Genomic DNA, 21,755 nt, shown 5'->3' on the forward strand with positions numbered 1-21,755 from the left:
GGCGGTCACGCCGAGCCCCCGCTCCGGCATGACCGCCCCCGACGCCGTCGTGCCCGTTGGTCGCTAGTGCGCCGCCTCCGCGTTCTCGCGGGCGTGCCTGGGCAGGAGGAACGCCACCGCGAACGTCACGACGAGCATCCCGGCGACGACCCAGAGGGTGACCTTCATGGCCTGGTCGAAGCTCGCGGCGGTGGGCAGGTCGCCGAGCAGGTCGAAGAAGATCGTGCCGAGCAGGGCCACGCCGAAGGCGTTGCCCAGTTGCTGCACCGCGGTCAGCGTGCCGGAGGCCGAGCCGGTCTCGTGCTCCTCCACCCCGGCCAGGACGATGTCGAAGAACGGCGACATCAGCATGCCCATGCCGACCCCGCTGACCAGCAGGGCGGGGACGAGCTGCCAGGGGTTCACCTGCGTCCCGGTGATGGTCAGCGTGAGCAGGACGCCGAGGACCCCCAGCGTCATGACCAGCGTGCCGAGGTGCAGCAGCCTGCGCCCGAGCTTCTGCAGCGGCTGGGCGACCCCGAAGCCGACGATCATTCCGGCGGACCACGGGACCAGCACCAGGCCGGCCTTCAGCGCGGAGTAGTGCAGCCCGATCTGGCAGTAGAGGTTGAAGGCCAGCATGAACCCGGCCATGCCGGAGAAGAACACCATCCCGGTGAACAGGCCGCCGGTGAACGCGCGCTTGCGGAACAGGCTCGGCACGATCAGCGGGTCGCCGCCCGCGCGGCTCCTGCGGGACTGGAACCATCCGAAGGCGGCGAAGACCACCACCGAGGCGGCCAGCATGACGAAGGCCCACACCGGCCAGTCGTGCTCACGCCCCTGCACGAGGGGGTAGATCACCAGGAAGCCGCCCACGGAGGCGAGCACGACGCCGCCCAGGTCGAGCCGCAGCGGGTGCGGCGACCGCGACTCGGGCAGGAAGCGCAGACCGGCGGACAGCGCGGCCAGGCCGAGCGGCAGGTTGACCAGGAAGATCATGCGCCAGCCGGTGCCCCAGTAGTCGGCCTCCACGAGCCAGCCGGCCAGGATCGGGCCGCCCACGGCGGACAGGCCCATGATCGGCCCGAACATGCCGAACGCCTTGCCCATCTCGGCCGGCGGGAACATCTCCTTGATCATGCCGAGCCCCTGGGGCAGCATGACCGCGCCGAACAGGCCCTGCACCACCCGGGCTCCGATGAGCATCTCGGGCGACTGCGCGACGGCGCACAGCAGGGAGCCCGCGGTGAAGCCGGCGGCCCCGATCAGGAACATCCGCTTGCGCCCGAAGATGTCCCCCAGCCGGCCGCCGGTGATCAGGCCCACGGCCATGGCCAGCGTGTAGGCGGCGCCCAGCCACTGGATGACCGACTCCGACCCGCCCAGGTCGGCGCGCATGCTCGGCGCCGCGATGTTGGTGACCATCGCGTCGAGCAGATCCATGATCTCCGCTGCGAGGACCACGAAGAGCGCGGCCCAGCGCCACCGGTACGCGGGCGCCTCGTCCACCGGCGCCTCACCCACTGGCTCGGACGCCGCGGTGCTGACGGTGTTCGCCATCACCCCTCCTTGAGTATCTGAACACTGTTCACCAATAACTGAGCGCTGTTCTATCATTGAACATCGTTCAGTACAAAGTCCGCTGTTCTCAAGATATATCTCGTCCAGCCGGTGCACAAGATATATCTCGTGTGGAGAGCGGTGTTCGCTGAGTGGAAGCGGTGTTCACTACCATGAGCGTGAGAGTGGGAGGTTCTCGTTGACGCAGCCCGACATGCCGACGCCGCCGTGGGAACGCCCGCCGAAGCGGCGCAGGCCGCCGAGGGTGCCCCTGAGCCGGGAGCGCATCGTGGACGCCGCGTACGCCGTCCTCGACCGCGAGGGCTACGACGGGCTGAGCATGCGCCAGGTGGCCGCGGAGCTGCACGTCGCCGTCTCGGCGCTGTACGTCCACGTGCGGGACAAGGACGAGCTGCTGCGGCTGATGTACAACCGGCTGTTCGACGGCTACGAGCTGCCCGATCCCGATCCCGAGCACTGGCGGGAGCAACTCAGGAACTTCGCCCGTCAGGGCAGGAAGCGCCTGCTCAGTCACCGGGACATGGCGAAGATCTCGATGGCCCACATCCCCTTCACCCCGGAGCTACTCCCCCACGTCGAACGACTGCTGGCGATGTTCGTCGCGGCCGGGCTGCCGAAGAAGGTCGTCGCCATCGCGGGCGACCTGCTGTCGACGTACATGGACGGGTTCGTGCTGGAGGAGAGCCTCTGGCGGGACCGCTATCCCGAGAGCGGCGGAGCGGCTCCGGAGAAGATGCGCGAGGAGATCCAGAGCTACTTCGCCTCGCTGCCGCCGGACCGGTTCCCGAACCTGGTGGAGCTCGCCGACGTCATGGTGGACGAGTCGAACGACTACCGCTTCGAACTCGGCCTGGAGATCATCCTGCGCGGCATCGCCTCCTACGTCGGCGAGCCGGACGACTAGTCCCGGCCCAGCCGCCGGATGCCCGGCGCCAGCAGGATCGGCACATGCGCGATCGCGTACGCGCCGCAGGCCGTCCAGAAGGCCACGCGCACCCCGGCGAGCTGCCCGAGCGTGCCGGCCAGCAGGCCGCCGAGCGGCGCCGGGCCCCACATGAGGAACCGCATGGTGGCGCTCAGGCGGCCGAGCAGGTGCGGCGGGCAGATCGACTGACGGTAGGTCCCCTGCGCCACGGAGAAGACGGTCGTCGCCACGCCGCTGGCCGCGAGGGCCGCCGGGAAGATCAGCAGGCGTGCGCCTCCCGCGGTGAACACGAGCGGAGGGAGGAAAAGCGTGGCCGCCAGCGCCGACGCGTACATGGCCCGGCCCGTGCCCATCCTGGCGACGGCTCTCGGGGCGAGCCAGGCGCCGAACACCCCGCCGGCCGCGCCCGCCGACAGCAGCGTGCCGTACGCGCCCGGGGACACGCCGACCTCACGGACGAGGTACAGCGGCACCGTGGCCGACCACAGGCCGAACGACGTCATCGTCAGCGCCCCGACCATGGCGACGCGCCGCAGGACGGGCTGCCCGAGGACGAACCGGAGCCCTTCGGCGATCTCGGACCGCAGCCCGCCCCGAGCCGCCTCGCCGCGCTCCTCGAACTGTTCCTCGTCCGCGCTCGCGGCCTGCCCGCGCCGCTCGTCCGTCCGTACGCGGACGAGCAGCAGCGCGGAGGCGACGTAGCTGAGGGCGTCGGCGACGACCGCCGCGGGCGCGGTGAGCGCCTGGACCAGCCAGCCGCCGATCGCGGGGCCGGACAGTTCGGCGACCGAGATGTTGGCGGCCAGCACGCCGTGCCCGCGGGCGAGGCCGCGAGGGCCCACGATCGCGGGAAGGTAGCTCTGGTGCGCCACGTCGAAGAAGACCGTGCACACCCCGGTCAGCAGGGCCACCGCGTACATCTGCGGAAGTCCGAGCACGCCGGCCGCCGCGGCGGCGGGAATCGACAGCAGCGCCGCCGCGCGGACCACGTCGGCCGCGACCAGCACCGGACGGCGCGGCATCCGGTCGACCCAGGCTCCGGCGGGCAGCCCGACGAGCAGGAAGGCCAGCATCTCCGCGGCGGTGAGCAGGCCCACCTGGAACGGGCTCGCGCGCAGGGTGATCGCCGCCGTGAGCGGCAGGGCGACCAGGGAGACCTGGCTGCCGATCTTGCTGATCGCGTCGGCGCCGGCGTAGCGCCGGAAGTCCCGGGCACGCCACAGGCTCCCGCTCGCCGTCGTGGTCACGCCGGCGATGCTGGCACCCGCGCGATCAGGGCGTCAAAGGGGTTTCGCGACGGTCCGGGCGGCGGCGATAGGCTGGCGACGTGCGGGTGACGGTGCAGGCGACGGTGCGGAGCTTCGATCCGGAGAGCCGGTCGGGCGTGGTCTTCCTCGACGACGGCACCCGCGTCCCCTTCGACGGCGAGGCGTTCGACGCCGGGCCGCTGCGCCGTCTGCGTCCCGGCCAGCGGGTCGCCCTCGTCATGGCGGACGGCCGGGTCTCCTACCTCACGCTGTCGACCTTCCCCGTGCCCGGAGAAGGGGAACTCTTGGTTGACACCGGGCGGGTTTGACCGGACGCCCTGGCCAGGGGTCTACTGGAATCACAGGCACCTCGTTCGGTGAGGCGTCTGCGCGGACACAGGCCACTGACCCTCCTCGTCGAGAGACGTCCCGGGTCAGGACAGGTCTCCCCGGCTTAAGGGGTGACCCCAAGTGGCTTCCCCGTCGCGGGGATCACGCCGCGCAGTGCCGAAGCTCTTACGTGAGGGGTGCGCACTGTTCACGACGCCGTACGGCGAGGGGCGCGGTCGTCGCCCCCACGACCCTGAGGAGGTGGTCGGGATGAGTTCCGGCAGTAGTCCGCAACCAATCCATCCCGTCACCTGCCCCGGCACGACGTGGGGCTCCCGCGTCGTCGAGGCGGTTCCCGCCCGCTGTCACGCCAGGTGACGGGTTCTCATCCGTGCCGGACGCCCGGCACGAGACAGGAGGTCCGTCATGACGATCACGATTACCGTTCCGTACGGGCTGCCGCAGACCCTGGTCAGGGCCGCTCGTGCCCTGTTCCCCGTCCTGGTGCCGCTGGCTCTCGCTTTGGTGGGCGGCGCCGACGCGGGAGTCGGCCTCGTCGTGGGGCTGGAGATCGGGCTGCTGGTCCTCCGGCGCCTGCTGGGGACGTGAGAGGAACCGGGCTCCTGGCGCCCGCCGGCGGCGAGCGTCCGGCCGGGGGGCTTATGCCCTGACCCGACCGGCCCGGGACTCCAGGTAACGCTGCTCGGCGATGCTGGCGGTGGACCTGGCGGCACGCCGGTAGTGCTCGTACGCCCCGGCCGTGTCGCCGGTCTTCTCCAGCAGATGCGCGCGCACGGACAGCAGCCGGTGATGCCCGGCCATCCGCTCGTCACCGTCCAGGGTGGCCAGCAGGGCGAGCCCGGCCTGCGGCCCCTCGGTCTCGGCGAGCGCGATCGCCCGGTTGAGGGTGACCATCGGGTTGGGCGCGATCCGCTCGAGGATCAGATACAGGGCGTGCACCTGCGGCCAGTCGGTCTCCTCGGCCGTGGCCGCGTCGGCGTGCGTGGCGGCGATGGCGGCCTGCAGCTGGTAGGGCCCCAGCGCCGGGCCGGCCAGCGACGCCTTGACCAGCTCGACGCCCTTGTCGATCAGCCCCCGGTCCCACTTCGTCCGGTCCTGCTCGTCCAGCGGCACCAGGTCGCCGGCCGGCGTCGTACGGGTCTCCCGGCGGGCGTGGGTCAGCAGCATCAGCGCGAGCAGCCCGGTCACCTCACCGTCCTCGGGCATCTGGGCGTGCACCATCCCGGTCAGCCGGATCGCCTCGTGGGCGAGGTCGGCGCGGTGCAGCTCCCTGCCGGAGGAGGCGGTGTAGCCCTCGTTGAAGATCAGGTAGAGCACGTGCAGGACGACTTGGAGCCGCTCCTGGAGCTCCGCGCCGGCCGGCAGGCTGAACGAGCTGCCGGCCGCCCTGACGCGCTGCTTGGCCCGGCTGATCCTGGCCGCCATCGTGGCCTCCGGGACCAGGAACGCGCGGGCGATCTCGGCGGTGGTCAGGCCGCCGACCGCGCGCAGCGTCAGGGCGATCTGGGAGGCCGCGGTCAGCGTGGGATGGCAGCACAGGAACAGCAGGACGAGCGTGTCGTCGGTGTCCGGCACGTCCTCCGGCGGCGCCTCGACGGCGGCCGTCGCCGACTCGCGCTCGCGGCGCGCGTGGTCGCTGCGCAGCTGGTCGATGAGCCGCCGGGACGCGACGGTCAGCAGCCAGCCGCGCGGGTTGCCCGGCACTCCCTCGGCCGGCCACTGCACGGCGGCGGCGAGGACGGCCTCCTGCACGGCGTCCTCGCACCCCTCGAACTGGCCCTGCCGGCGTACCAGCGCGCCGAGGACCTGCGGCGTGAGATCACGCAGCAGGTCCTCGATGGCCGGTGCCGTCATGCCTCCAATTGTCCGTCGGCGAACATGACCTGCCGCACCTCGATCCCGAGGCCCTCGATCGCGGCGTCCGGGATCCGCGCCGCCAGCTCGATCGCCCGCTCCTTGTTCTCGCAGTCGACCAGGTAGAAGCCGCCCAGATACTCCTTGGCCTCCAGGAAGGGGCCGTCGGTGACCACCGTCCGGCCGTCGCGCACGGACACCACCGCGGCCTGCGACGGGTCGGCCAGCGCCTGCGTGGTGATCAGCTCGCCGGACTGCTTCAGCTCCTCGATGAACCTGCCGTGACCCGCGCCGATCGCCGCCCTCTCCTCGTCGGTCAGCGCGTCCAGCACGGCCGGGTTGATGTGCATGCCGATCAGGAACTTCATCTCGTTCTCCTCATGGTTCGCGAGCCTCCACCGAGCCCGTCCACCGGTTGGTCGGAGCCGCCGCCGCCGTCTTGACACCTTCCCGGGTCGAAAAACTCCCCGCCTTAAGAGGTGACTCCCGCGTGGTCACCTGCCGGCGGCAGGCGCAGGGCGATCATGGCGATGTCGTCCTCACCCGTCAGGGGCATCCCGGTGAGCAGTTCGTCGCAGAACCGGCCCAAAGGCGCACGGGCGAGCGGCTCGGCGCACCGCCGCAGCCGTTCGAGCCCGTCGCCGATGTCCTCTCCCCGCCGTTCGACGAGGCCGTCGGTGTAGAGCAGCAGGGTGCCGTGCGGCGGCAGCGGCTCCACGGCGCTGGCCCACGGCCTGCCGTGACGCAGGCCGAGGAGGGGGTTGCGCGCGTCCCGCAGGAAGCGGCTCCGCCCGTCGCCGGTCACCAGCAACGGCGGCGGATGCCCGGCCACCGAGTAGGCCAGCCGCCATCCGTCCTCCTCGTCCCGTTCGACGCGGGTCAGGACGCAGGTCGCGGTGCTCTCCCCGTTCAGGGTCTCCAGGGCGTCGTTGAGCCGTCGCAGGACGTGCCCGGGAGACTCGTCGCGGTCGACGGCGAGCGCCCGCAGCATGTTCCGCACCTGGCTCATGCACACGGCCGCGGCGAGGTCGTGCCCGGCCACGTCCCCGATCACCAGGTCGAAGACTCCGGCGGACGGCGTGAACGCGTCGTACCAGTCTCCGCCGATCTCCGCGGCGGTCGGGCTCGCCTGGTAGCGCGCGGCGAGCTCCAGGCCGGGCACCTGCGGCGGCTCCGCCAGCAGGCTGTGCTGCAGGGCCAGCGCCACCCTCTGGTTGCGCCGGAACCGCAGCGCCTTGCTGACGGCGTCGTGCGTGTGGTCGAGCATCTCCCGCATCAGCCGGACGTCGTCCGGCCCGATCGGGGGGCGGTCCCCGCAGACGCCGGTCACGACCACCGTCGCCACCTCGCCCTCGACGACGACCGGCATGATGGCCAGGCTGTGCTCCCCGGCCTCCTTGATCCAGGTCATCACGTTGTCCGCGCAGGGGAACGGCGGCTGCCCGGGCGGGAAGGTCGCCTGCAGGGGCCGGCGCTGCCGCACCGCGCGGACGAACCCGCTGTCGGCGGGGTGATACTCCTTGCGCCGCGACGGCAGGCTCGGCAGTCCCTCCCGTACGGCGGAGGCGACGCGCTCGGTGACGATCGACGCGGGCGGCGCGCCGATCGCCTCGGGCAGAAGGTAGACGTAGCACGAGTCGGCCAGTTCCGGCACGATCACACCGGCGAACTCCTCGCACATCTCCTCCAGGTTGGAGATGTCGCTCGCCGCGGCGGCGGCGCGGTCCAGCAGCCGGCGACGCCGGGCCTCCTGCCAGTCCTGCTCGACGTCGGTGGAGGCGCCCACCCACTCCACCACCTCGCCGTCCTCGTGCACGGGCACGGCCCGGAAGCGGACGTGACGGTAGCGGCCCTCGGCGGTGCGGACGCGGTAGATCTGCTCGTAGAGCGAGACGGCCCGTTCGGTGGCCCTGTCCCAGGACTCCTCGGCGGCCGCGCGGTCCTCGGGGTGGATGGCACCGAACCAGCCGTCGCCGAGGCTCTCCTCCACGGTCTGCCCCGTCAGCCGCTGCCAGCCCTGGCTCATCTCCCTGACCTCGCCACGCGGGCCGGTCACCCAAACCAGGTGCGCGTCCGCCCACACCATGCTCTGGTAGCGGCGCTGGATGCGGCGCCACTCCTTCTCCATGACCCGGACGCGCCGCGCGGCGGCGAGGTGCGCCGTGACCTCCTGGACCACCGCCAGCAGGCCGCTCTCCCCGGACGTGAGGGGAACCCTGGACAGGCTCAGCCGGAAGGAGCCCTCGCGGGACGCGCCGCCGGGACCGGTCACCGTGACGACGACCTCGTCGAGGCACGCCGCCTCTCCCGTCTCCAGGACGCGGCCGAGCGCGTCGAGGGAGATCCGCCGGACGAGGTCGGGGAAGGCCTCCCGGACGGGCGTCCCGGCCGGCCACTCGCCGCCCGGCCGTTCGCCACACGTCCACCCGTCGCCCGACCACCCACCATCCGGCCGCTCGCCGAACATCGCGGCGAAGGCGGCGTTCGTGTAGACGAGCCGATGGTCCTCGCCCCCGGTCACCAGGACCCCGACCGGCGCCTGGTCGAACAGGTCGAGTGGAATGCCGCTGGTCTCTCGTTCGTGGCCGACGTGCACTGACTTTCCCCCGGTCGCATCAGGCGCGTCCCGCCGGGGCCGACCGGCGCCCAGCGATTCGCTTACCTGATGGTTGCACAGGTTTACGCAGTTCAGGCCCCAGTTTCGCCCTGTTTACCCCGTCATGACGGGCACAAGACGAACGGCGCCCGGGATTCCCCGGGCGCCGTTCACAGTGTCGAACCAGCGTGTGCCAAATCTGCGTGGAACTTGCTGAAACCACGATGCCGGCGACGACCACAGGGCCGGCCGTCGCCGGACCCCGCGGGCCGGCTACTTCTTCTTGGCGGCCTTGCCGCCCGCGTTGACCTGCTCCTTGAAGTCCGCGCCAGGGCGGAACCTTGGCGCCCAGCTCTCCTCCACCTTGATCGGGTCGCCTGTGGAGGGGTTGCGAGCCGTACGGGCGGGCTTGTGCACCATCTCGAAGGCGCCGAAGCCGGTGATCGAGACCTTGTCGCCGCTGGCGACGGCACCCTGGATGGCGTCGAGGACGGCGTTGACGGCCTCGGTGGCCGTCTTCTTGTCACCGACACGATCCGTGATCGCGTCGACGAGTTCCTTCTTGTTCATTTTGGTTCCTCCCCCTTACGCGCTTGAAATTAGGGGACGAGGTCGCGGGACTCAATCACCGGGGGGCATGTTTCACCTGCTCGGCGTGTCGGATGCGCCGTCCAGATAGGCGATGAAGACGTCCAGCCGGGCGGCCGCATGGGCTATGTCCCGCTTTGCCACGTCACAGATAGCAAGCAGCCGTCGCGCCAGGCGGGCCTGCTCCTCCTGTGGTAAGGCTAACGCCCTGACGCGGCGATGCGCATCACGCAGTCGCCGCGCCAGCAGCGCGTCTTCGGTCTGAGGCTCGTTCAGACGGTCGTCGGCAGCCATGGCTGCCGTCCATTCTCGTACTCCTCGACGGCGTCCGCGTGACGCAGGGTCAGGCCGATGTCGTCGAGGCCCTCCAGCAGCCGCCAGCGGGTGTAGTCGTCGATCTCGAACGGCGCGACCAGGTCGCCCGCGCGCACCTGGCGTTCCACGAGGTCGACGGTGATCTCCGTCTTCGGGTCGGCCTCGACCGCGTCCTGCAGGCTCTTGACGACGTCCTCGGGCAGAACGACCGGCAGCAGGCCCATCTTGGTGGAGTTGTTGCGGAAGATGTCGCCGAACCGCGAGGCGATCACGGCGCGGAAGCCGTACTGCTGCAGGGCCCAGACGGCGTGCTCACGCGAGGAGCCGGTGCCGAAGTCGGGCCCGGAGACGAGGATCGACGCGCCCTCGTACGCCGGGTCGTTGAGCACGAACGACGGGTCCTCCCGCCAGGCGGCGAACAGGCCCTTCTCGAAGCCCGTACGGCTGACCTGCTTGAGCCAGACGGCCGGGATGATCTGGTCGGTGTCCACGTTGCTGCGGCGCAGCGGCACGGCCCGGCCGGTGTGCGTGGTGAAGGCGTCCATGATGATCTTCTCCTGGGACGTGGACGGACTAGAGGTCGGCGGGGGCGGTCAGCCGGCCGGTCACCGCGGTCGCGGCGGCCACCTGCGGCGACACGAGATGGGTGCGCCCGCCCTTGCCCTGGCGGCCCTCGAAGTTGCGGTTGGAGGTCGACGCGCTGCGCTCGCCCGGCTTCAGCGTGTCGGGGTTCATGCCGAGGCACATCGAACAGCCGGCCTCCCGCCACTCGGCGCCGGCCGCCGTGAAGACCTCGTGCAGGCCCTCCTCCTCGGCGGCCTTCTTGACCCCCATGGAGCCCGGGACGATCAGCGTGCGGGTGACGACCGAGCGCCCGCGCAGGATCTCGGCGGCGGCGCGCAGGTCCTCGATGCGGCCGTTGGTGCACGATCCGACGAAGACCGTGTCGACCTGGACGTCGCGCAGCGGCGTGCCGGCGGTGAGGCCCATGTACTCCAGCGCCCGCTCGGCGGCGGCCCGCTCGACCGGGTCGGCGAACTGCTCCGGCGACGGCACGGCGGCGCCGAGCGGCGCGCCCTGCCCCGGGTTGGTGCCCCAGGTGACGAACGGTGTGAGGGCCGCGGCGTCGATCTCCACGACCTTGTCGAACACGGCGTCGTCGTCGGTGCGCAGCGTCTTCCAGTACTCGACCGCCTGGTCCCACGCCTCGCCCGAAGGCGCGTGCGGACGGCCGCGCAGATACTCGAACGTGGTCTCGTCGGGCGCGATCAGGCCCGCCCGCGCGCCCGCCTCGATCGACATGTTGCAGACGGTCATGCGGCCCTCCATGGAGAGGTTGCGCACGGCCTCGCCGCGGTACTCGACGATGTGGCCCTGCCCGCCGCCGGTGCCGATCTTCGCGATGATCGCCAGGATCAGGTCCTTGGCGGTCACGCCGACCGGAAGCTCGCCCTTGACCTCGATCGCCATCGTCTTGGGCCGGTAGGCGGGCAGCGTCTGGGTGGCCAGCACGTGCTCGACCTCGGAGGTGCCGATGCCGAAGGCGATGGCGCCGAACGCGCCGTGGGTCGAGGTGTGCGAGTCGCCGCAGACGATGGTCATGCCGGGCTGGGTCAGCCCGAACTGCGGGCCGATGATGTGCACCACGCCCTGGCCGGCGTCGCCCATCGGGTACAGGCGGACGCCGAACTCGGCGGCGTTCTTGCGCAGCGTCTCGACCTGCGCGCGCGACACCGGGTCGGCGATCGGCCCGAGCACGGTCGGGACGTTGTGGTCCTCGGTGGCGATCGTGAGCTCGGGGCGGCGCACGGGGCGGCCGGCCATGCGCAGGCCGTCGAACGCCTGCGGGCTGGTCACCTCGTGGATGAGGTGCAGGTCGATGTAGAGCAGGTCGGGCTCGCCCTCGGCCCGGCGTACGACGTGCTGCTCCCAGACTTTCTCAGCCAGTGTTCGACCCATGGTTGACGCCTCCTCGCGTTCGTACCCCCGGTCATGTCTCTCATGATGAGACGGATATATCGGGATATGGACAGTCTATCTAGTTATCCCCACCATTGCGTTTGCATCTCGTATGGCGAGACGGCAGTATCGGGGTATGGACAACTCTAGCGGGGTCGGAGTACTCGACAAGGCGGTTCTCGTGCTCAACGCCCTGGAGGCGGGCCCCGCTTCCCTGGCACAGCTCGTCCAGGCGACCGGCCTGGCCAGGCCCACGGCCCACCGGCTGGCCGTCGCCCTGGAGCACCACCGCATCGTCTCCCGCGACACGCAGGGCCGCTTCATCCTCGGCCCCCGGCTCTCGGAGCTGTCCACCGCCGCGGGCGAGGACCGCCTGCTCGCCGTCGCCGGGCCGGTGCTCATCCAGCTCCGCGACCTCACCGGCGAGAGCGCCCAACTCTACCGCCGCCAGGGCGACGAGCGGGTCTGCGTGGCCGCCGCCGAGCGCGCGAGCGGCCTGCGCGACACCGTGCCCGTCGGCTCCGCGCTGCCCATGACCGCCGGGTCCGCCGCGCAGATCCTGCTCGCCTGGGAGGAGCCCGACCGGCTGCACCGCGGCCTGCGCGGCGCCAAGTTCACCGCCGCCACGCTCGCGAGCGTACGGAGGAGGGGCTGGGCGCACAGCGTCGGCGAGCGCGAGCAGGGCGTCGCGAGCGTGTCGGCGCCCATCCGCGGCGCGGGCGGCAAGGTGATCGCGGCGGTCTCCGTGTCCGGGCCCATCGAGCGGCTGACCCGCACGCCCGGCCGCATGCACGCCGCGCCGGTCGTCACCGCGGCCGAGCGGATCACCGAGGCCATGCGCCGGGCGAACTGACGCACGGACCGGCCGTGCAACTGAGCGTGCGAACTGATGCGAACTGATTGGAGAGCGGCGTCCCGATAGCCCTAGGCTGGCGGGGTGACAGATCGCATCGAGGCAGCCGCCGCTGAACTGCGCCCCCTGCTCCAAGAATTCATCCTCTGGACGCCGGGCAACGCGCCGGGCAGCGACCCCGATCTCGTGGGCCCGGTCGCACTGTGGCATCGCCTGATCGCCCGTACGGACGTCGGGCTGTGGAAGCGCGGCGATCTGCGCACGATCCTCCTCGAACGCATGCCCCAGGTCGTGGAGGACCCCGACGCCGCGGCCGACGGGATGATCCCGGCCGTCCGGGCGTACCTGACCTTCCTGTCCTCCACCGGACGGCTCACGCCCGGCTCGGCCTCCCTGGAGACCCTGCTGGCCGAGCTGGACGAGGTCGAGGACGACTTCGTGGAGGCGATGGAGGACGTCATCGCCGAGCGCGACTGGGACGAGGAGGAGGACGAGCTCGACGAGGAGGGGTCCGACGAGGGCCTCGGCGACTTCGAGCCGTTCGCCGACGAGATCGCGGCGCTGCCCACGATCCGACTGCGCCCCGACGTCGAGCTGGCCGAGGCGGCGCGCGGGGTCCCGCTCATCGCCCAGGCCCGCGACCTGGCGCTGTGGGTCGGCACCGGGCGCAAGGTGGGCGAGGAGACCCTGCTCGGCGAGGCCGAGGTGGACGAGGCGGTGCGCACGCTCGGCCTGTCCGACCCGCGCAACATCTGGAACCTGTGGAACCTCGCCATCGACCTGGAGTTCCTCGCCCCCGACGGCGACGACACCGTCAGCGTCGACTCCGACACCGAGGGCTGGCCCTACGAGGACGACGACGACGTCCTCGACGTCTGGATGCTCGGCCTGCACTCGGTCGACTACGGCGACCCCGAGCTGGACGACGACGACCTCACGCTGGCCCTGTCCGGCCTGACCCGCGCGCTGCTCGTCCGCCTGCTGCTGGCGGGGGGCGGCCGGCGGGTGCCCGAGCTGCGTGAGGAGCTGGCCGAGGCGGCGGCCGAGTACGACGATCTCGGCGCGGACGCCTGGGCCGCCGCGGGCGACCCGCTCGCCTCCGTGCTCACCTGGCTGACCGGTTACGGCATGGTGACCGTCGAGAACGACACCGTGACCCTGACGCCGCTCGGCGCCGAGGGCCTCGTCCACCTGCTGGACGACGAGGACATCGAGGTCGACGCCCGGCCCGCGATCGACGCGATGACCGCCCTCGACCTGCTGTCGTTCAGCGCGGACATGTCCGAGGAGGAGGCCGACGAGGAGTTCGCCGCCTGGCTCGCCCTGCGCGACCCGGCGCGGGCCGCCGCCGAGCTGCTGGCCGCCGCCGCCGAGGAGGAGGCGGACGCCCTCGTCCGGGTGCAGGCGGCCAGCCTGGTGGGCGCGCTGGGCGAGGCGGCCATACCGGCCTGGCAGGAGGCGCTGAAGGAGCCGTCCCTGCGGCCGTACGCCGCGACGCACCTGACCCAGATGGACGTCGAGGACGCCCCCGAGCCCACCCAGGCGGACACCCACTGGCTGATCCTGGACATGTGGACGATCTCCGCGGGCCTCGGCCGGCCGGAGTTCGTGTCGAGCCTGCACGACATCGGCCCGGCGCCGACGCTCATCGGGCTGCTCGACGTGATCTGGAAGGTCCGGCACCCGCACCTCGAAGAGCTGCTGGAGCTCATCGACGAGGCCCACCCGGACAAGCAGGTGGGGAAGGCCGCCAAGCGGGCCCTGTTCAAGGCGCGCTCGGGGCGGTGACCCGCCTCGTCCCGTCGTGGGCGAGCCCGGCCTCCGGCTGAGCCTCACGGAGCGGCGCGATCAGATCGGCGACCCGGTCGAGCTGGTCGCGCTGGCCGTGCAGGCTCAGGGCGCCCAGGCGGACGACCAGGTGCCGCGCCCCCGCGGCCACGTAGCGGCGCAGGCCCGCGAGCACCTGGCCGCCGGTGCCGGTGACGACCGCCTGGATCCGCTCCAGCTCCTCCAGCGGCATGCCGTACGCCGCCCGCGCGTACGCGTCGAGGGCCCGGCGACCGGCCTCCGGGCCGTCCTCGTCGATCCACACGGACACGAACAGGGCCGGGGTGACGTCCCCGGGCCGCCGCCCCGCCCCGCCCGCCGCGTTCCGTACGGCCGCGAGCCCGGCGGCGTAGTCGGCCGGGTCGGGCGGATAGGGCAGCCACCCGTCGTAGTGCCGCCCCGCGCGGTCGAGCGCGGCCGGCGTGGCGCCGCCCAGCCAGATCGGCGGCCCGCCGGGGCGGAACGGCCGGGTGGCGGGCGGGATGTCGTCGAACCGGAGGATCTCGCCGCGGAAGGAGGTCTCGCCCTTCCACAGCGCGCGCCACAGCGCCACCGTCTCGTCGAGCCGCGTGAAGCGGCGCTCCCACGGCACCTCCGACAGCGTGTAGAACGGCCGCCCGAACCGGCCGGGAAACCCCGCGCCGACCGCGACCGTCAGCCGGCCCCCGCTGAGCAGGTCGATCGACGCGAGGGCCTGGGCGGCCTGGATCGGCCGCCGCAGGAAGGGCAGCAGCGCGCCCGTCCCCAGGGTCACGTTCGCGGTCGCCGGGGCGAGCGCCGCCAGCATGGTCAGCGCCTCGACGCGCGGGCTGATCAGGGAGTCGTTGACGAAGAGCGAGGAGAACCCCGCGCGTTCCGCCTGGCGGCCGAAGGCGACCAGCTCTCGGGGATCGCCGTCCGCGCCCCACTGGGCGGTTCCGGTCGGAAGCAGCACACCGATGTCCATGCCGGCGATGCTCGCGACCCGCGCGGACCGACGGCAATTCCCCGCAGGGAATGGCCGGGACGCCGCGGATGCCGCTAGAAGGGTCGTCGTGGACTTCCCCCGCGCGCTCCGCGACCGCCGCACCCGTCGTCGCCTCAGCCAGCTGGAGCTGGCGCTGCGGGCGGGCACCACCCAGCGCCACCTCAGCTTCATCGAGTCCGGCAGGTCCGTGCCCGGCCGGAACATGGTCGTACGGCTCGCCGAAGGGCTAGAACTGCCGCTGCGCGAGCGCAACGAACTGCTCGTGGCGGCCGGGTACGCCCCCGCCTACCCGGAAAGCTCCCTCGACGACCCGGCGCTCGCCCCGGTGCGCACGGCGATCGGCCACATCCTGCGCGGCCATCTGCCCTACCCCGCGCTGGTCGTGGACCGCGACGGCGGCCTGGTCGCCGCGAACGAGGCGTTCGGTCTGATCACCGAGGACGCGGATCCGGACCTGCTCGGCGCCGGGGCGAACGTGTACCGCCTCGCGCTGCATCCGCGCGGCCTGGCGCCCCGCATCGGAAACCTCGCCGAGTGGGCCCGGCACATCCTGACGCGCCTCGGCCACCTGCCGGAGCTGCGCGACGAGCTGGCGCGGCACGTGCCCGCGCTGGAGCCGTCCGCCGGGCAGCTCGGCTTCGCGGTGCCGCTCCACCTGCGCACCTCGCTCGGCGAGCTGCGTCTCCTGACGACCGTGACGACCTTCGCCACCGCCGTCGACGTCACGCTCGCCGAGCTGAAACTGGAGGCGTTCCTGCCGGCGGACGCCACGACGGCCGGAATCCTCCGGACGTTCGCCGGCGGAACGAGCGAAACGGACCCCGGCACGACACCGGGCCGGGCTCTCGGGGTCGTGTAACCGGCGGGTGGCCGGTCTTAGTCTGGTTCTCGTGACGCCGGTATCACTGGCCGTGGAGGCGGTCCCGGAACTGGAGCAGGCGGTGGACCTCGCCATCGCCCTGGTGCTGTCGGCCGCCATCGGGGCGGAGCGGGAGATCCGGCAGAAGAGCGCGGGGCTGCGCACCCACACGCTCGTGGGGTTCGGTGCCGCGCTGTTCATGCTCGTGTCCAAGCACGGCTTCTCCGACATCCTCAGCGAGCACGTCACGCTCGACCCCTCCCGGGTCGCCGCCCAGATCGTCTCCGGCATCGGTTTCATCGGCGGTGGGCTGATCTTCGTACGGCGCGACGCGGTGAAGGGCCTGACCACCGCCGCCGCCGTGTGGCTCACGGCGGGCGTCGGCATGGCCGCGGGCGCCGGTCTGTGGCTGCTGGCCGCCCTGGCGACCGTGGGGCACTTCGTCGTGATGCTCGGGCTCACCCCGCTGGCCGCCCGGCTCCCCCGCTCCCGGCACACGCCGTACGCCCTGACGGTGTCCTACATCGACGGCCGCGGCGCGTTCTCCCGGATCCTGACCGAGTGCGGCGCACGCGACTTCGCCGTGAGCGAGCTGTCCATCGAACAGCCCGGCGAGCGCCGCGAGGCCCGTACGGTCACCGTCTCCATGACGGTCCACGGCCCTGGCTCGATCGGCGACCTCACCTCCGCCCTCGCCGGCATCGACGGCGTGCTGACCGTTTCCAGCCAGGACGCCGGCGCCCGCCAGCTCTGAGTGCGTCCGCGGCTCTCCCGCCGTCGGCTCTCCGCCTTCAGCAGACCGAGCTCGCACAGGATCTCGGCCACCTCCAGAAAACTCAGCACCGGACCGTCTCGGCGATCGTCTTCGAGCGTGGGTACGGCGCCGGTCCAGACGGCCCACCGCGTCCACGACGCGCCGCATCGCCTCGGCCTCCGCGTCGGCGTCACCCCGGTCGCGGGCGTCCCACAGAGCCGCCTTGTCGCGCAGGTAGCCGAGCCGCGCCCGCTGAGCGGAGATCCCGGCCTCGATCCGCCCGGCCTGGCGCAGCAGCAGATCGCGCTGCCCAGCCGCCGCGGCCCGCCCGCGCGTGCGGTTGGCCAGGTAGATGCTTAACGGCGAAACCCCCGGCACGGGGAGGTGCCGAGGGTTTCGGTGATGTAGCCCCGACCGGATTCGAACCGGCGCTACCGCCTTGAGAGGGCGGCGTCCTAGGCCACTAGACGACGGAGCCGAGTGCAGTGAAGTAGTCCCGAGCGGATTCGAACCGCCGTTACCGCCTTGAGAGGGCGGCGTCCTAGGCCACTAGACGACGGGACCATGCACACTGCGCTGCTTCCAGCAGAATCCCTTGTGGGGGGATCCAGCTGGGGTACCAGGACTCGAACCTAGACTAACGGAGCCAGAATCCGTCGGGCTGCCAATTACCCCATACCCCATCTGCTTGCGGGGGCCTCGCGGCTCCCGCTTGCGACTCCGAAAGGATAGCCCAGCTTGCGACCCACTACCAAAACGATTGCGGCGCGCCCCGCGATCTCGTGATCCGATCCTCCCGGGCGAAGGCTCCGGGGCTTCTGTGCGAGGCTGGGACAAACGCCAGCGCCACGTGAGGAGCCGCCCGCCATGACCTCGGCCGCGAACCCCTTCCTCAGTCCCAGCGACCTGCCGTACGGGCTGCCTCCGTTCGAGGAGATCAGGGAGGAGCACTACGCGCCGGCGTTCGAGCAGGGCATGGCCGAGCACCTCGCGGAGGTCGAGGCGATCGCCGCGAACCCGGAGCCTCCGACGTTCGAGAACACCATCGAGGCGCTGGAGAGGTCGGGCGCGCTGCTCGACCGCGTCTCGGCGGTGTTCTTCAACCAGGCGTCGTCCGACACCACTCCAGGCGTGCAGGAGATCCAGCAGGCCGTCACGCCCAGGCTCGCCCAGCACGCCGACGCGATCCACCTCGACCGGAGGCTGTTCGAGCGCGTCCAGGCGGTCGAGGCGGCCGACGAGGAGCAGCGGTGGCTGCTGAAGCGCTACCTCACCGACTTCACCCGCGCGGGCGCCACGCTGGACGCGCGGGACCAGGACCGGCTCAGGGAGATCAACGAGCGCCTCTCGGCCCTCGGGACCACGTTCCAGCAGAACCTGCTCGCCGACACCAACGAGCGCGCCGTGGTGGTCGAGGACGTCGCCGAGCTCGACGGGCTCTCGCCGGACGCGATCCAGGCGCTCGCCGACCAGGCCGGGGAGCGCGGCCTGGACGGCAGATATCTGATCTCTCTGGTCCTGCCCACCGGGCAGCCCGCCCTGGCGGAGCTGACCGACCGGTCCCTGCGAGAGCGGATCCACCGCGCCTCCGCCGGCCGCGGCGCCGGGAACGCCGGCCTCATCAGGGAGATGGCCGCCCTGCGGCGGGAGCGGGCGCGGCTGCTCGGCTACGAGAACCACGCGGAGTACGTCCTGGCCGACCAGACCGCGGGCACGACGCGGGCCGTCACCGAGATGCTGGACCGGCTCGTGCCGCCCGCGGTGGCCAACGCCCGCAAGGAGCAGGCGGACCTGGAGGAGATCGCCGGGCACCCGATCGAGCCGTGGGACTGGGCGTTCTACGCGGAGAAGGTGCGCAAGGCCCGCCATGACATCGACAGCCGCCGCATGCGGCCGTACTTCGAGCTGAACACCGTGCTGGAGAAGGGCGTCTTCAACGCGGCGACGCGCCTCTACGGCGTCACCTTCCACGAGCGGCCCGACCTGCGGGGCTACCACCCGGAGGTGCGGGTCTTCGAGGTGCGTGACGAGGACGGCTCGCCGCTGGGCCTGTTCCTGGGCGACTACCACACCAGGGCGTCCAAGCGGGGCGGGGCGTGGATGAACAGCCTCGTGAAGCAGTCGGGCCTCGAGGGCACCCGGCCGGTGGTGGTCAACAACCTCAACGTCGTCAGGGGCGAGCCGACCCTGATGACGTTCGACGAGGTCAACACGATGTTCCACGAGTTCGGGCACGCGCTGCACGGCCTGTTCTCCGACGTGCGCTTCCCCCGGTTCTCCGGTACGGCCGTGCCGCGCGACTTCGTGGAGTATCCCTCGCAGGTCAACGAGATGTGGGCGACGCATCCGGAGATCCTGGCGGAGTACGCGCTGCACCACGAGACGGGCGAGCCGATGCCGCGCGACCTCGTCGACCGGATGCTGGAGACCCAGAAGTTCGGCCAGGGCTTCGCGACGCTGGAGTATCTCGCCGCGACCCTGCTCGACTGGGCCTGGCACACGGCGTACGACGGCGACGAGGACGTGGAGGAGTTCGAGCGGCGGGCGCTCAGGGACGCCGGGGTGGACCTGCCCGCCGTCCCGCCGAGGTACCGCAGCGCGTATTTCGCCCACATCTGGGCGGGCGGCTACAGCGCCGGCTACTACTCCTACATCTGGAGCGAGGTGCTCGACGCCGACACGGTCGAGTGGTTCGGCGAGAACGGCGGGCTGCGCCGGGAGAACGGGGACGCCTTCCGTACGGCCCTGCTCTCCCGGGGCGGCAGCGTGGACTCGATGGAGGCGTTCCGGGCGTTCCGCGGCCGGGACCCGGAGATCACCCCGCTCCTCGACCGGCGCGGCCTCCGCTGACCCCTCAGGGGATCAGGACGCGCCCTGGAGGCGGGTGAGGGCGGCGCGGAGGCGGTCGAGCGAACGCTCCCGGCCGAGCACCTCGATCGACTCGAAGAGCGGCAGGCCCACGGTCCGGCCGGTGATCGCCACCCGGACCGGCGCCTGCGCCTTGCCGAGCTTGAGACCGTGGGCGAGGCCCACCTCCTCCAGCGCGGTCTTCAGCGATTCGGGGTCCCAGCTCACCGTCTCCAGGCGCTCGGCGTACCCGGCGAGGATGGCGTCCGCCCCCGGCTTCATGGCCTTGTCCCAGGACGGCTGGTCGAAGACGGGCTCGTCCAGGAACAGGAAGTCGACGTTGGCCGTGACCTCCGACAGCACCGCGACCCGGGTCTGCACCAGGTCGGCCACGCGGGCGAACACCGCGCGGTCCCAGGACGGGTCGAGCCACGGCTCGCAGCGGGCGGCGAACACCTCGCGGGGCAGCGCCCGGATGTACTCGCCGTTGAAGGCCCGCAGCTTCTTCTCGTCGAAGAACGCCGGGGCCTGGTTCACGTCCTCCAGCCGGAACAGCGGCATCATCTCCGACCACGGCATGATCTCGCGGTCGTCGCCGGGCCCCCAGCCGAGCAGCATCAGGTAGTTGACCATCGCCTCGGCGAGGTAGCCCTCGTCGCGGTAGGACTCCAGGGCGACCTTGTCGCGCCGCTTGGAGAGTTTCTGCCGCTTCTCGTTGACGATCACGGGCACGTGCGCCCAGACCGGCGGCTCGGCGCCGAGGGCCCGCCACAGCAACTGCTGCTTGGGCGTGTTCGACAGGTGCTCCTCGGCGCGGACCACGTGGTCGATCCGCATCTCCATGTCGTCGACCACGTTGGCGAGGATGAACAGCGGCGAGCCGTCCCCGCGGACGATGACGAAGTCCTCCATCGCGGCGTTCGGGAACTCCACCCGCCCGCGGACGCTGTCGTCCACGACCGTCACGCCCTCGTCGGGCGTGCGGAACCGTACGGCGCCCTCGGTCAGGCCGAGGTCGCGGCAGTGCCCGTCGTAGCCCTGGTGCTCGGAGCCGGTCCTGGCCTTCACGTCGTCCCGCGTGCAGGTGCAGTGGTAGGCCTTGCCGTCCTTGAGCAGCTTCGCGGCCGCCTCGCGGTGCTGCTGCTCGTACGCGGACTGGAAGTAGGGCCCCTCGAAGCGGGGCGAGTCGCCGTTGATGCCGATCCAGGCGAGGGCCGAGATGATGCCCTCGGTCCACTCCGGCCGGTTGCGCGCGGCGTCCGTGTCCTCGATGCGCAGCACGAACGTGCCGCCGGACTGCTCGGCGATCGCCCAGTTGAACAGCGCCGAACGAGCGCCACCGACGTGGAACATGCCGGTGGGCGAAGGGGCGAAGCGCACCCTAGTCACGTGAGATCACCCGGTTAGTGAGAGTTCCGATTCCTTCGATGGAGACGCCGACCTCGTCGCCGACGGCCATGGGACCCACCCCGGCGGGGGTGCCGGTCAGGATGACGTCGCCGGGCAGCAGGGTCATGACCGCGCTCACGTACGCGACGAGCGCGGGGATGTCGTGCAGCAGGAGGGAGGTGCGGGCGCTCTGCCTGACCTCGCCGTTGAGCGTGGTCGTGATCGCCAGGTCGGCCGGATCGAGCTCGGTCTCGATCCACGGGCCGAGCGGGCAGAACGTGTCGAAGCCCTTGGCCCTGGCCCACTGGCCGTCCCTGGCCTGCAGGTCGCGTGCGGTCACGTCGTTCGCGCAGGTGTACCCGAAGATCACCTCGCCGGCCCGCTCGGCCGGCACGTCGCGGCAGAGCCGGCCGATCACCACGGCGAGCTCGCCCTCGAAGTCGACCCGCTCCGACAGCTTCCCGGGGTACGCGATCGCCTCCGACGGCCCGATCACGGTCGTGTTGGGCTTGAGGAACACGACCGGCTCGGCCGGGGGCTCGCCGCCCATCTCCCTGGCGTGGTCGGCGTAGTTCTTGCCGATCGCGACGATCTTGCTGGGCAGCATGGGGGCCACCAGGCGGACCTCCGCCAGCGGGAACCGCTCACCGGTGAACTCCACCCCGTGGAAGGGGTGCCCGCCGATCCTGGCGATGACCTGCTCGCCCTCTTCCACCACGCCGAAGGCGACCTGGTCGCCCATCGAGAACCTCGCGATACGCACGTCACGAGCCTAGTGCCGCGACCGTCAAGGTTTGCCCGTACGGAGCGGTGTCCAGGGTGGTGCATCGCAAGGCGGAGGAGGAGCTCGTAGCGGAGCTA

At 71.7% G+C, this 21,755-nt stretch carries 21 protein-coding genes, 3 tRNA genes and 1 riboswitch; of the genes, 9 read left to right on the forward strand and 15 right to left on the reverse strand.

Translation table 11 applies throughout. The features are described 5' to 3' along the window. Positions 1–63: 63 nt before the first annotated feature. On the reverse strand, positions 64–1,542 hold the full coding sequence (locus F5972_RS21985; RefSeq protein WP_150935447.1) for an MFS transporter: 1,479 nt from the start codon (positions 1,540–1,542) through the stop codon (positions 64–66). Between the two features lie 199 nt (positions 1,543–1,741). Between F5972_RS21985 and F5972_RS21990 the strand changes: the two genes are divergently transcribed. Next, the gene (locus F5972_RS21990; RefSeq protein WP_225311721.1) at positions 1,742–2,467 is read left to right on the forward strand and encodes a TetR/AcrR family transcriptional regulator; all 726 of its coding nucleotides are present in this window, start codon (positions 1,742–1,744) and stop codon (positions 2,465–2,467) included. Here the strand turns inward: F5972_RS21990 and F5972_RS21995 are convergent. Beyond that, positions 2,464–3,735, reverse strand: coding sequence for an MFS transporter (locus F5972_RS21995; protein ID WP_191910257.1), 1,272 nt, complete (start codon positions 3,733–3,735; stop codon positions 2,464–2,466). The genes F5972_RS21990 and F5972_RS21995 overlap by 4 nt on opposite strands. An 80-nt stretch (positions 3,736–3,815) precedes the next feature. On the opposite strand from F5972_RS21995, the gene F5972_RS22000 reads away from it, so the two are divergent. Both F5972_RS22000 and F5972_RS22005 read left to right on the forward strand, forming a co-directional pair. Further along, entirely contained in the window at positions 3,816–4,064 is a 249-nt protein-coding gene (locus F5972_RS22000) for a hypothetical protein (RefSeq protein WP_225311722.1), read from the forward strand. 33 nt (positions 4,065–4,097) lie between these two features. Beyond that, positions 4,098–4,269, forward strand: a riboswitch (M-box (ykoK) riboswitch). Between the two features lie 222 nt (positions 4,270–4,491). Beyond that, the gene (locus F5972_RS22005; RefSeq protein WP_150935449.1) at positions 4,492–4,674 is read left to right on the forward strand and encodes a hypothetical protein; all 183 of its coding nucleotides are present in this window, start codon (positions 4,492–4,494) and stop codon (positions 4,672–4,674) included. Between the two features lie 51 nt (positions 4,675–4,725). Here F5972_RS22005 and F5972_RS22010 read toward each other — a convergent pair whose 3' ends face one another. From F5972_RS22010 to leuC, 7 genes are all read right to left on the reverse strand, one after another. Next, the gene (locus tag F5972_RS22010) at positions 4,726–5,940 is read right to left on the reverse strand and encodes an RNA polymerase sigma factor (RefSeq protein WP_150935450.1); all 1,215 of its coding nucleotides are present in this window, start codon (positions 5,938–5,940) and stop codon (positions 4,726–4,728) included. Continuing rightward, positions 5,937–6,308: a YciI family protein gene (locus F5972_RS22015; protein WP_150935451.1), complete on the reverse strand. Its 372-nt coding sequence runs from the start codon at positions 6,306–6,308 to the stop codon at positions 5,937–5,939. The genes F5972_RS22010 and F5972_RS22015 overlap by 4 nt, the downstream gene beginning before the upstream one ends. A gap of 104 nt (positions 6,309–6,412) precedes the next feature. Then, on the reverse strand, positions 6,413–8,536 hold the full coding sequence (locus F5972_RS22020; RefSeq protein WP_225311723.1) for a SpoIIE family protein phosphatase: 2,124 nt from the start codon (positions 8,534–8,536) through the stop codon (positions 6,413–6,415). Between the two features lie 273 nt (positions 8,537–8,809). Further along, the gene (locus F5972_RS22025) at positions 8,810–9,106 is read right to left on the reverse strand and encodes an HU family DNA-binding protein (RefSeq protein WP_111698130.1); all 297 of its coding nucleotides are present in this window, start codon (positions 9,104–9,106) and stop codon (positions 8,810–8,812) included. 72 nt (positions 9,107–9,178) lie between these two features. Beyond that, complete coding sequence (locus tag F5972_RS22030; protein ID WP_150935452.1) at positions 9,179–9,418, reverse strand: SCO5555 family protein; 240 nt, start codon at positions 9,416–9,418, stop codon at positions 9,179–9,181. Then, complete coding sequence (gene leuD / locus F5972_RS22035; protein ID WP_150935453.1) at positions 9,397–9,984, reverse strand: 3-isopropylmalate dehydratase small subunit; 588 nt, start codon at positions 9,982–9,984, stop codon at positions 9,397–9,399. Before leuD ends, F5972_RS22030 begins: the two co-directional genes overlap by 22 nt. A gap of 28 nt (positions 9,985–10,012) precedes the next feature. Continuing rightward, a complete protein-coding gene (gene leuC, locus F5972_RS22040; protein WP_150935454.1) occupies positions 10,013–11,398 on the reverse strand; it encodes a 3-isopropylmalate dehydratase large subunit in 1,386 nt (461 codons plus the stop codon). A gap of 136 nt (positions 11,399–11,534) precedes the next feature. Between leuC and F5972_RS22045 the strand changes: the two genes are divergently transcribed. Continuing rightward, entirely contained in the window at positions 11,535–12,251 is a 717-nt protein-coding gene (locus F5972_RS22045) for an IclR family transcriptional regulator (protein ID WP_111698126.1), read from the forward strand. Between the two features lie 84 nt (positions 12,252–12,335). After that, positions 12,336–14,039 carry a hypothetical protein gene (locus tag F5972_RS22050; RefSeq protein WP_150935455.1) on the forward strand — a complete coding sequence of 568 codons (1,704 nt, stop codon included), beginning with the start codon at positions 12,336–12,338 and terminating at the stop codon, positions 14,037–14,039. On the opposite strand, the gene F5972_RS22055 is transcribed toward F5972_RS22050, so the two are convergent. Continuing rightward, a complete protein-coding gene (locus tag F5972_RS22055; protein WP_150935456.1) occupies positions 14,017–15,024 on the reverse strand; it encodes an LLM class flavin-dependent oxidoreductase in 1,008 nt (335 codons plus the stop codon). The genes F5972_RS22050 and F5972_RS22055 overlap by 23 nt on opposite strands. Before the next feature lie 88 nt (positions 15,025–15,112). Between F5972_RS22055 and F5972_RS22060 the strand changes: the two genes are divergently transcribed. The 3 genes from F5972_RS22060 (at position 15,113) to F5972_RS22070 (ending at position 17,018) form a co-directional block, all read left to right on the forward strand. Continuing rightward, positions 15,113–15,904 carry a helix-turn-helix domain-containing protein gene (locus F5972_RS22060; protein ID WP_150935457.1) on the forward strand — a complete coding sequence of 264 codons (792 nt, stop codon included), beginning with the start codon at positions 15,113–15,115 and terminating at the stop codon, positions 15,902–15,904. A 31-nt stretch (positions 15,905–15,935) separates the two neighbouring features. Further along, on the forward strand, positions 15,936–16,658 hold the full coding sequence (locus F5972_RS22065) for an MgtC/SapB family protein (RefSeq protein WP_225311724.1): 723 nt from the start codon (positions 15,936–15,938) through the stop codon (positions 16,656–16,658). Between the two features lie 117 nt (positions 16,659–16,775). After that, positions 16,776–17,018 carry a hypothetical protein gene (locus F5972_RS22070; protein ID WP_150935458.1) on the forward strand — a complete coding sequence of 81 codons (243 nt, stop codon included), beginning with the start codon at positions 16,776–16,778 and terminating at the stop codon, positions 17,016–17,018. A gap of 45 nt (positions 17,019–17,063) precedes the next feature. On the opposite strand, the gene F5972_RS22075 is transcribed toward F5972_RS22070, so the two are convergent. The 3 genes from F5972_RS22075 to F5972_RS22085 form a co-directional block, all read right to left on the reverse strand. After that, a tRNA-Glu gene (locus F5972_RS22075) sits at positions 17,064–17,136 on the reverse strand. A 13-nt stretch (positions 17,137–17,149) separates the two neighbouring features. Then, positions 17,150–17,222: transfer RNA gene (locus F5972_RS22080), tRNA-Glu, on the reverse strand. 47 nt (positions 17,223–17,269) lie between these two features. Beyond that, positions 17,270–17,341: transfer RNA gene (locus F5972_RS22085), tRNA-Gln, on the reverse strand. Positions 17,342–17,525: 184 nt separating this feature from the next. Between F5972_RS22085 and F5972_RS22090 the strand changes: the two genes are divergently transcribed. Further along, on the forward strand, positions 17,526–19,508 hold the full coding sequence (locus tag F5972_RS22090; protein WP_150935459.1) for a M3 family metallopeptidase: 1,983 nt from the start codon (positions 17,526–17,528) through the stop codon (positions 19,506–19,508). A gap of 12 nt (positions 19,509–19,520) precedes the next feature. On the opposite strand, the gene gltX is transcribed toward F5972_RS22090, so the two are convergent. Beyond that, entirely contained in the window at positions 19,521–20,894 is a 1,374-nt protein-coding gene (gltX, locus tag F5972_RS22095; RefSeq protein WP_150935460.1) for a glutamate--tRNA ligase, read from the reverse strand. Continuing rightward, a complete protein-coding gene (locus F5972_RS22100) occupies positions 20,887–21,657 on the reverse strand; it encodes a fumarylacetoacetate hydrolase family protein (RefSeq protein WP_150935461.1) in 771 nt (256 codons plus the stop codon). Before F5972_RS22100 ends, gltX begins: the two co-directional genes overlap by 8 nt. Positions 21,658–21,755 lie beyond the last annotated feature (98 nt).

This window comes from Microbispora cellulosiformans, from assembly GCF_008728085.1.
Lineage (GTDB): Bacteria > Actinomycetota > Actinomycetes > Streptosporangiales > Streptosporangiaceae > Microbispora > Microbispora amethystogenes.

Coding starts and splice junctions, on each gene's coding strand:
- leuD (WP_150935453.1), bottom strand. CDS start 9,984: ATGGACGCCTTCACCACGCACACCGGCCGGGCCGTGCCGCTGCGCCGC.
- F5972_RS22030 (WP_150935452.1), bottom strand. CDS start 9,418: ATGGCTGCCGACGACCGTCTGAACGAGCCTCAGACCGAAGACGCGCTG.
- F5972_RS22015 (WP_150935451.1), bottom strand. CDS start 6,308: ATGAAGTTCCTGATCGGCATGCACATCAACCCGGCCGTGCTGGACGCG.
- F5972_RS22025 (WP_111698130.1), bottom strand. CDS start 9,106: ATGAACAAGAAGGAACTCGTCGACGCGATCACGGATCGTGTCGGTGAC.
- F5972_RS22045 (WP_111698126.1), top strand. CDS start 11,535: ATGGACAACTCTAGCGGGGTCGGAGTACTCGACAAGGCGGTTCTCGTG.
- leuC (WP_150935454.1), bottom strand. CDS start 11,398: ATGGGTCGAACACTGGCTGAGAAAGTCTGGGAGCAGCACGTCGTACGC.
- F5972_RS22005 (WP_150935449.1), top strand. CDS start 4,492: ATGACGATCACGATTACCGTTCCGTACGGGCTGCCGCAGACCCTGGTC.
- F5972_RS22090 (WP_150935459.1), top strand. CDS start 17,526: ATGACCTCGGCCGCGAACCCCTTCCTCAGTCCCAGCGACCTGCCGTAC.
- F5972_RS22055 (WP_150935456.1), bottom strand. CDS start 15,024: ATGGACATCGGTGTGCTGCTTCCGACCGGAACCGCCCAGTGGGGCGCG.
- F5972_RS22010 (WP_150935450.1), bottom strand. CDS start 5,940: ATGACGGCACCGGCCATCGAGGACCTGCTGCGTGATCTCACGCCGCAG.
- F5972_RS21985 (WP_150935447.1), bottom strand. CDS start 1,542: ATGGCGAACACCGTCAGCACCGCGGCGTCCGAGCCAGTGGGTGAGGCG.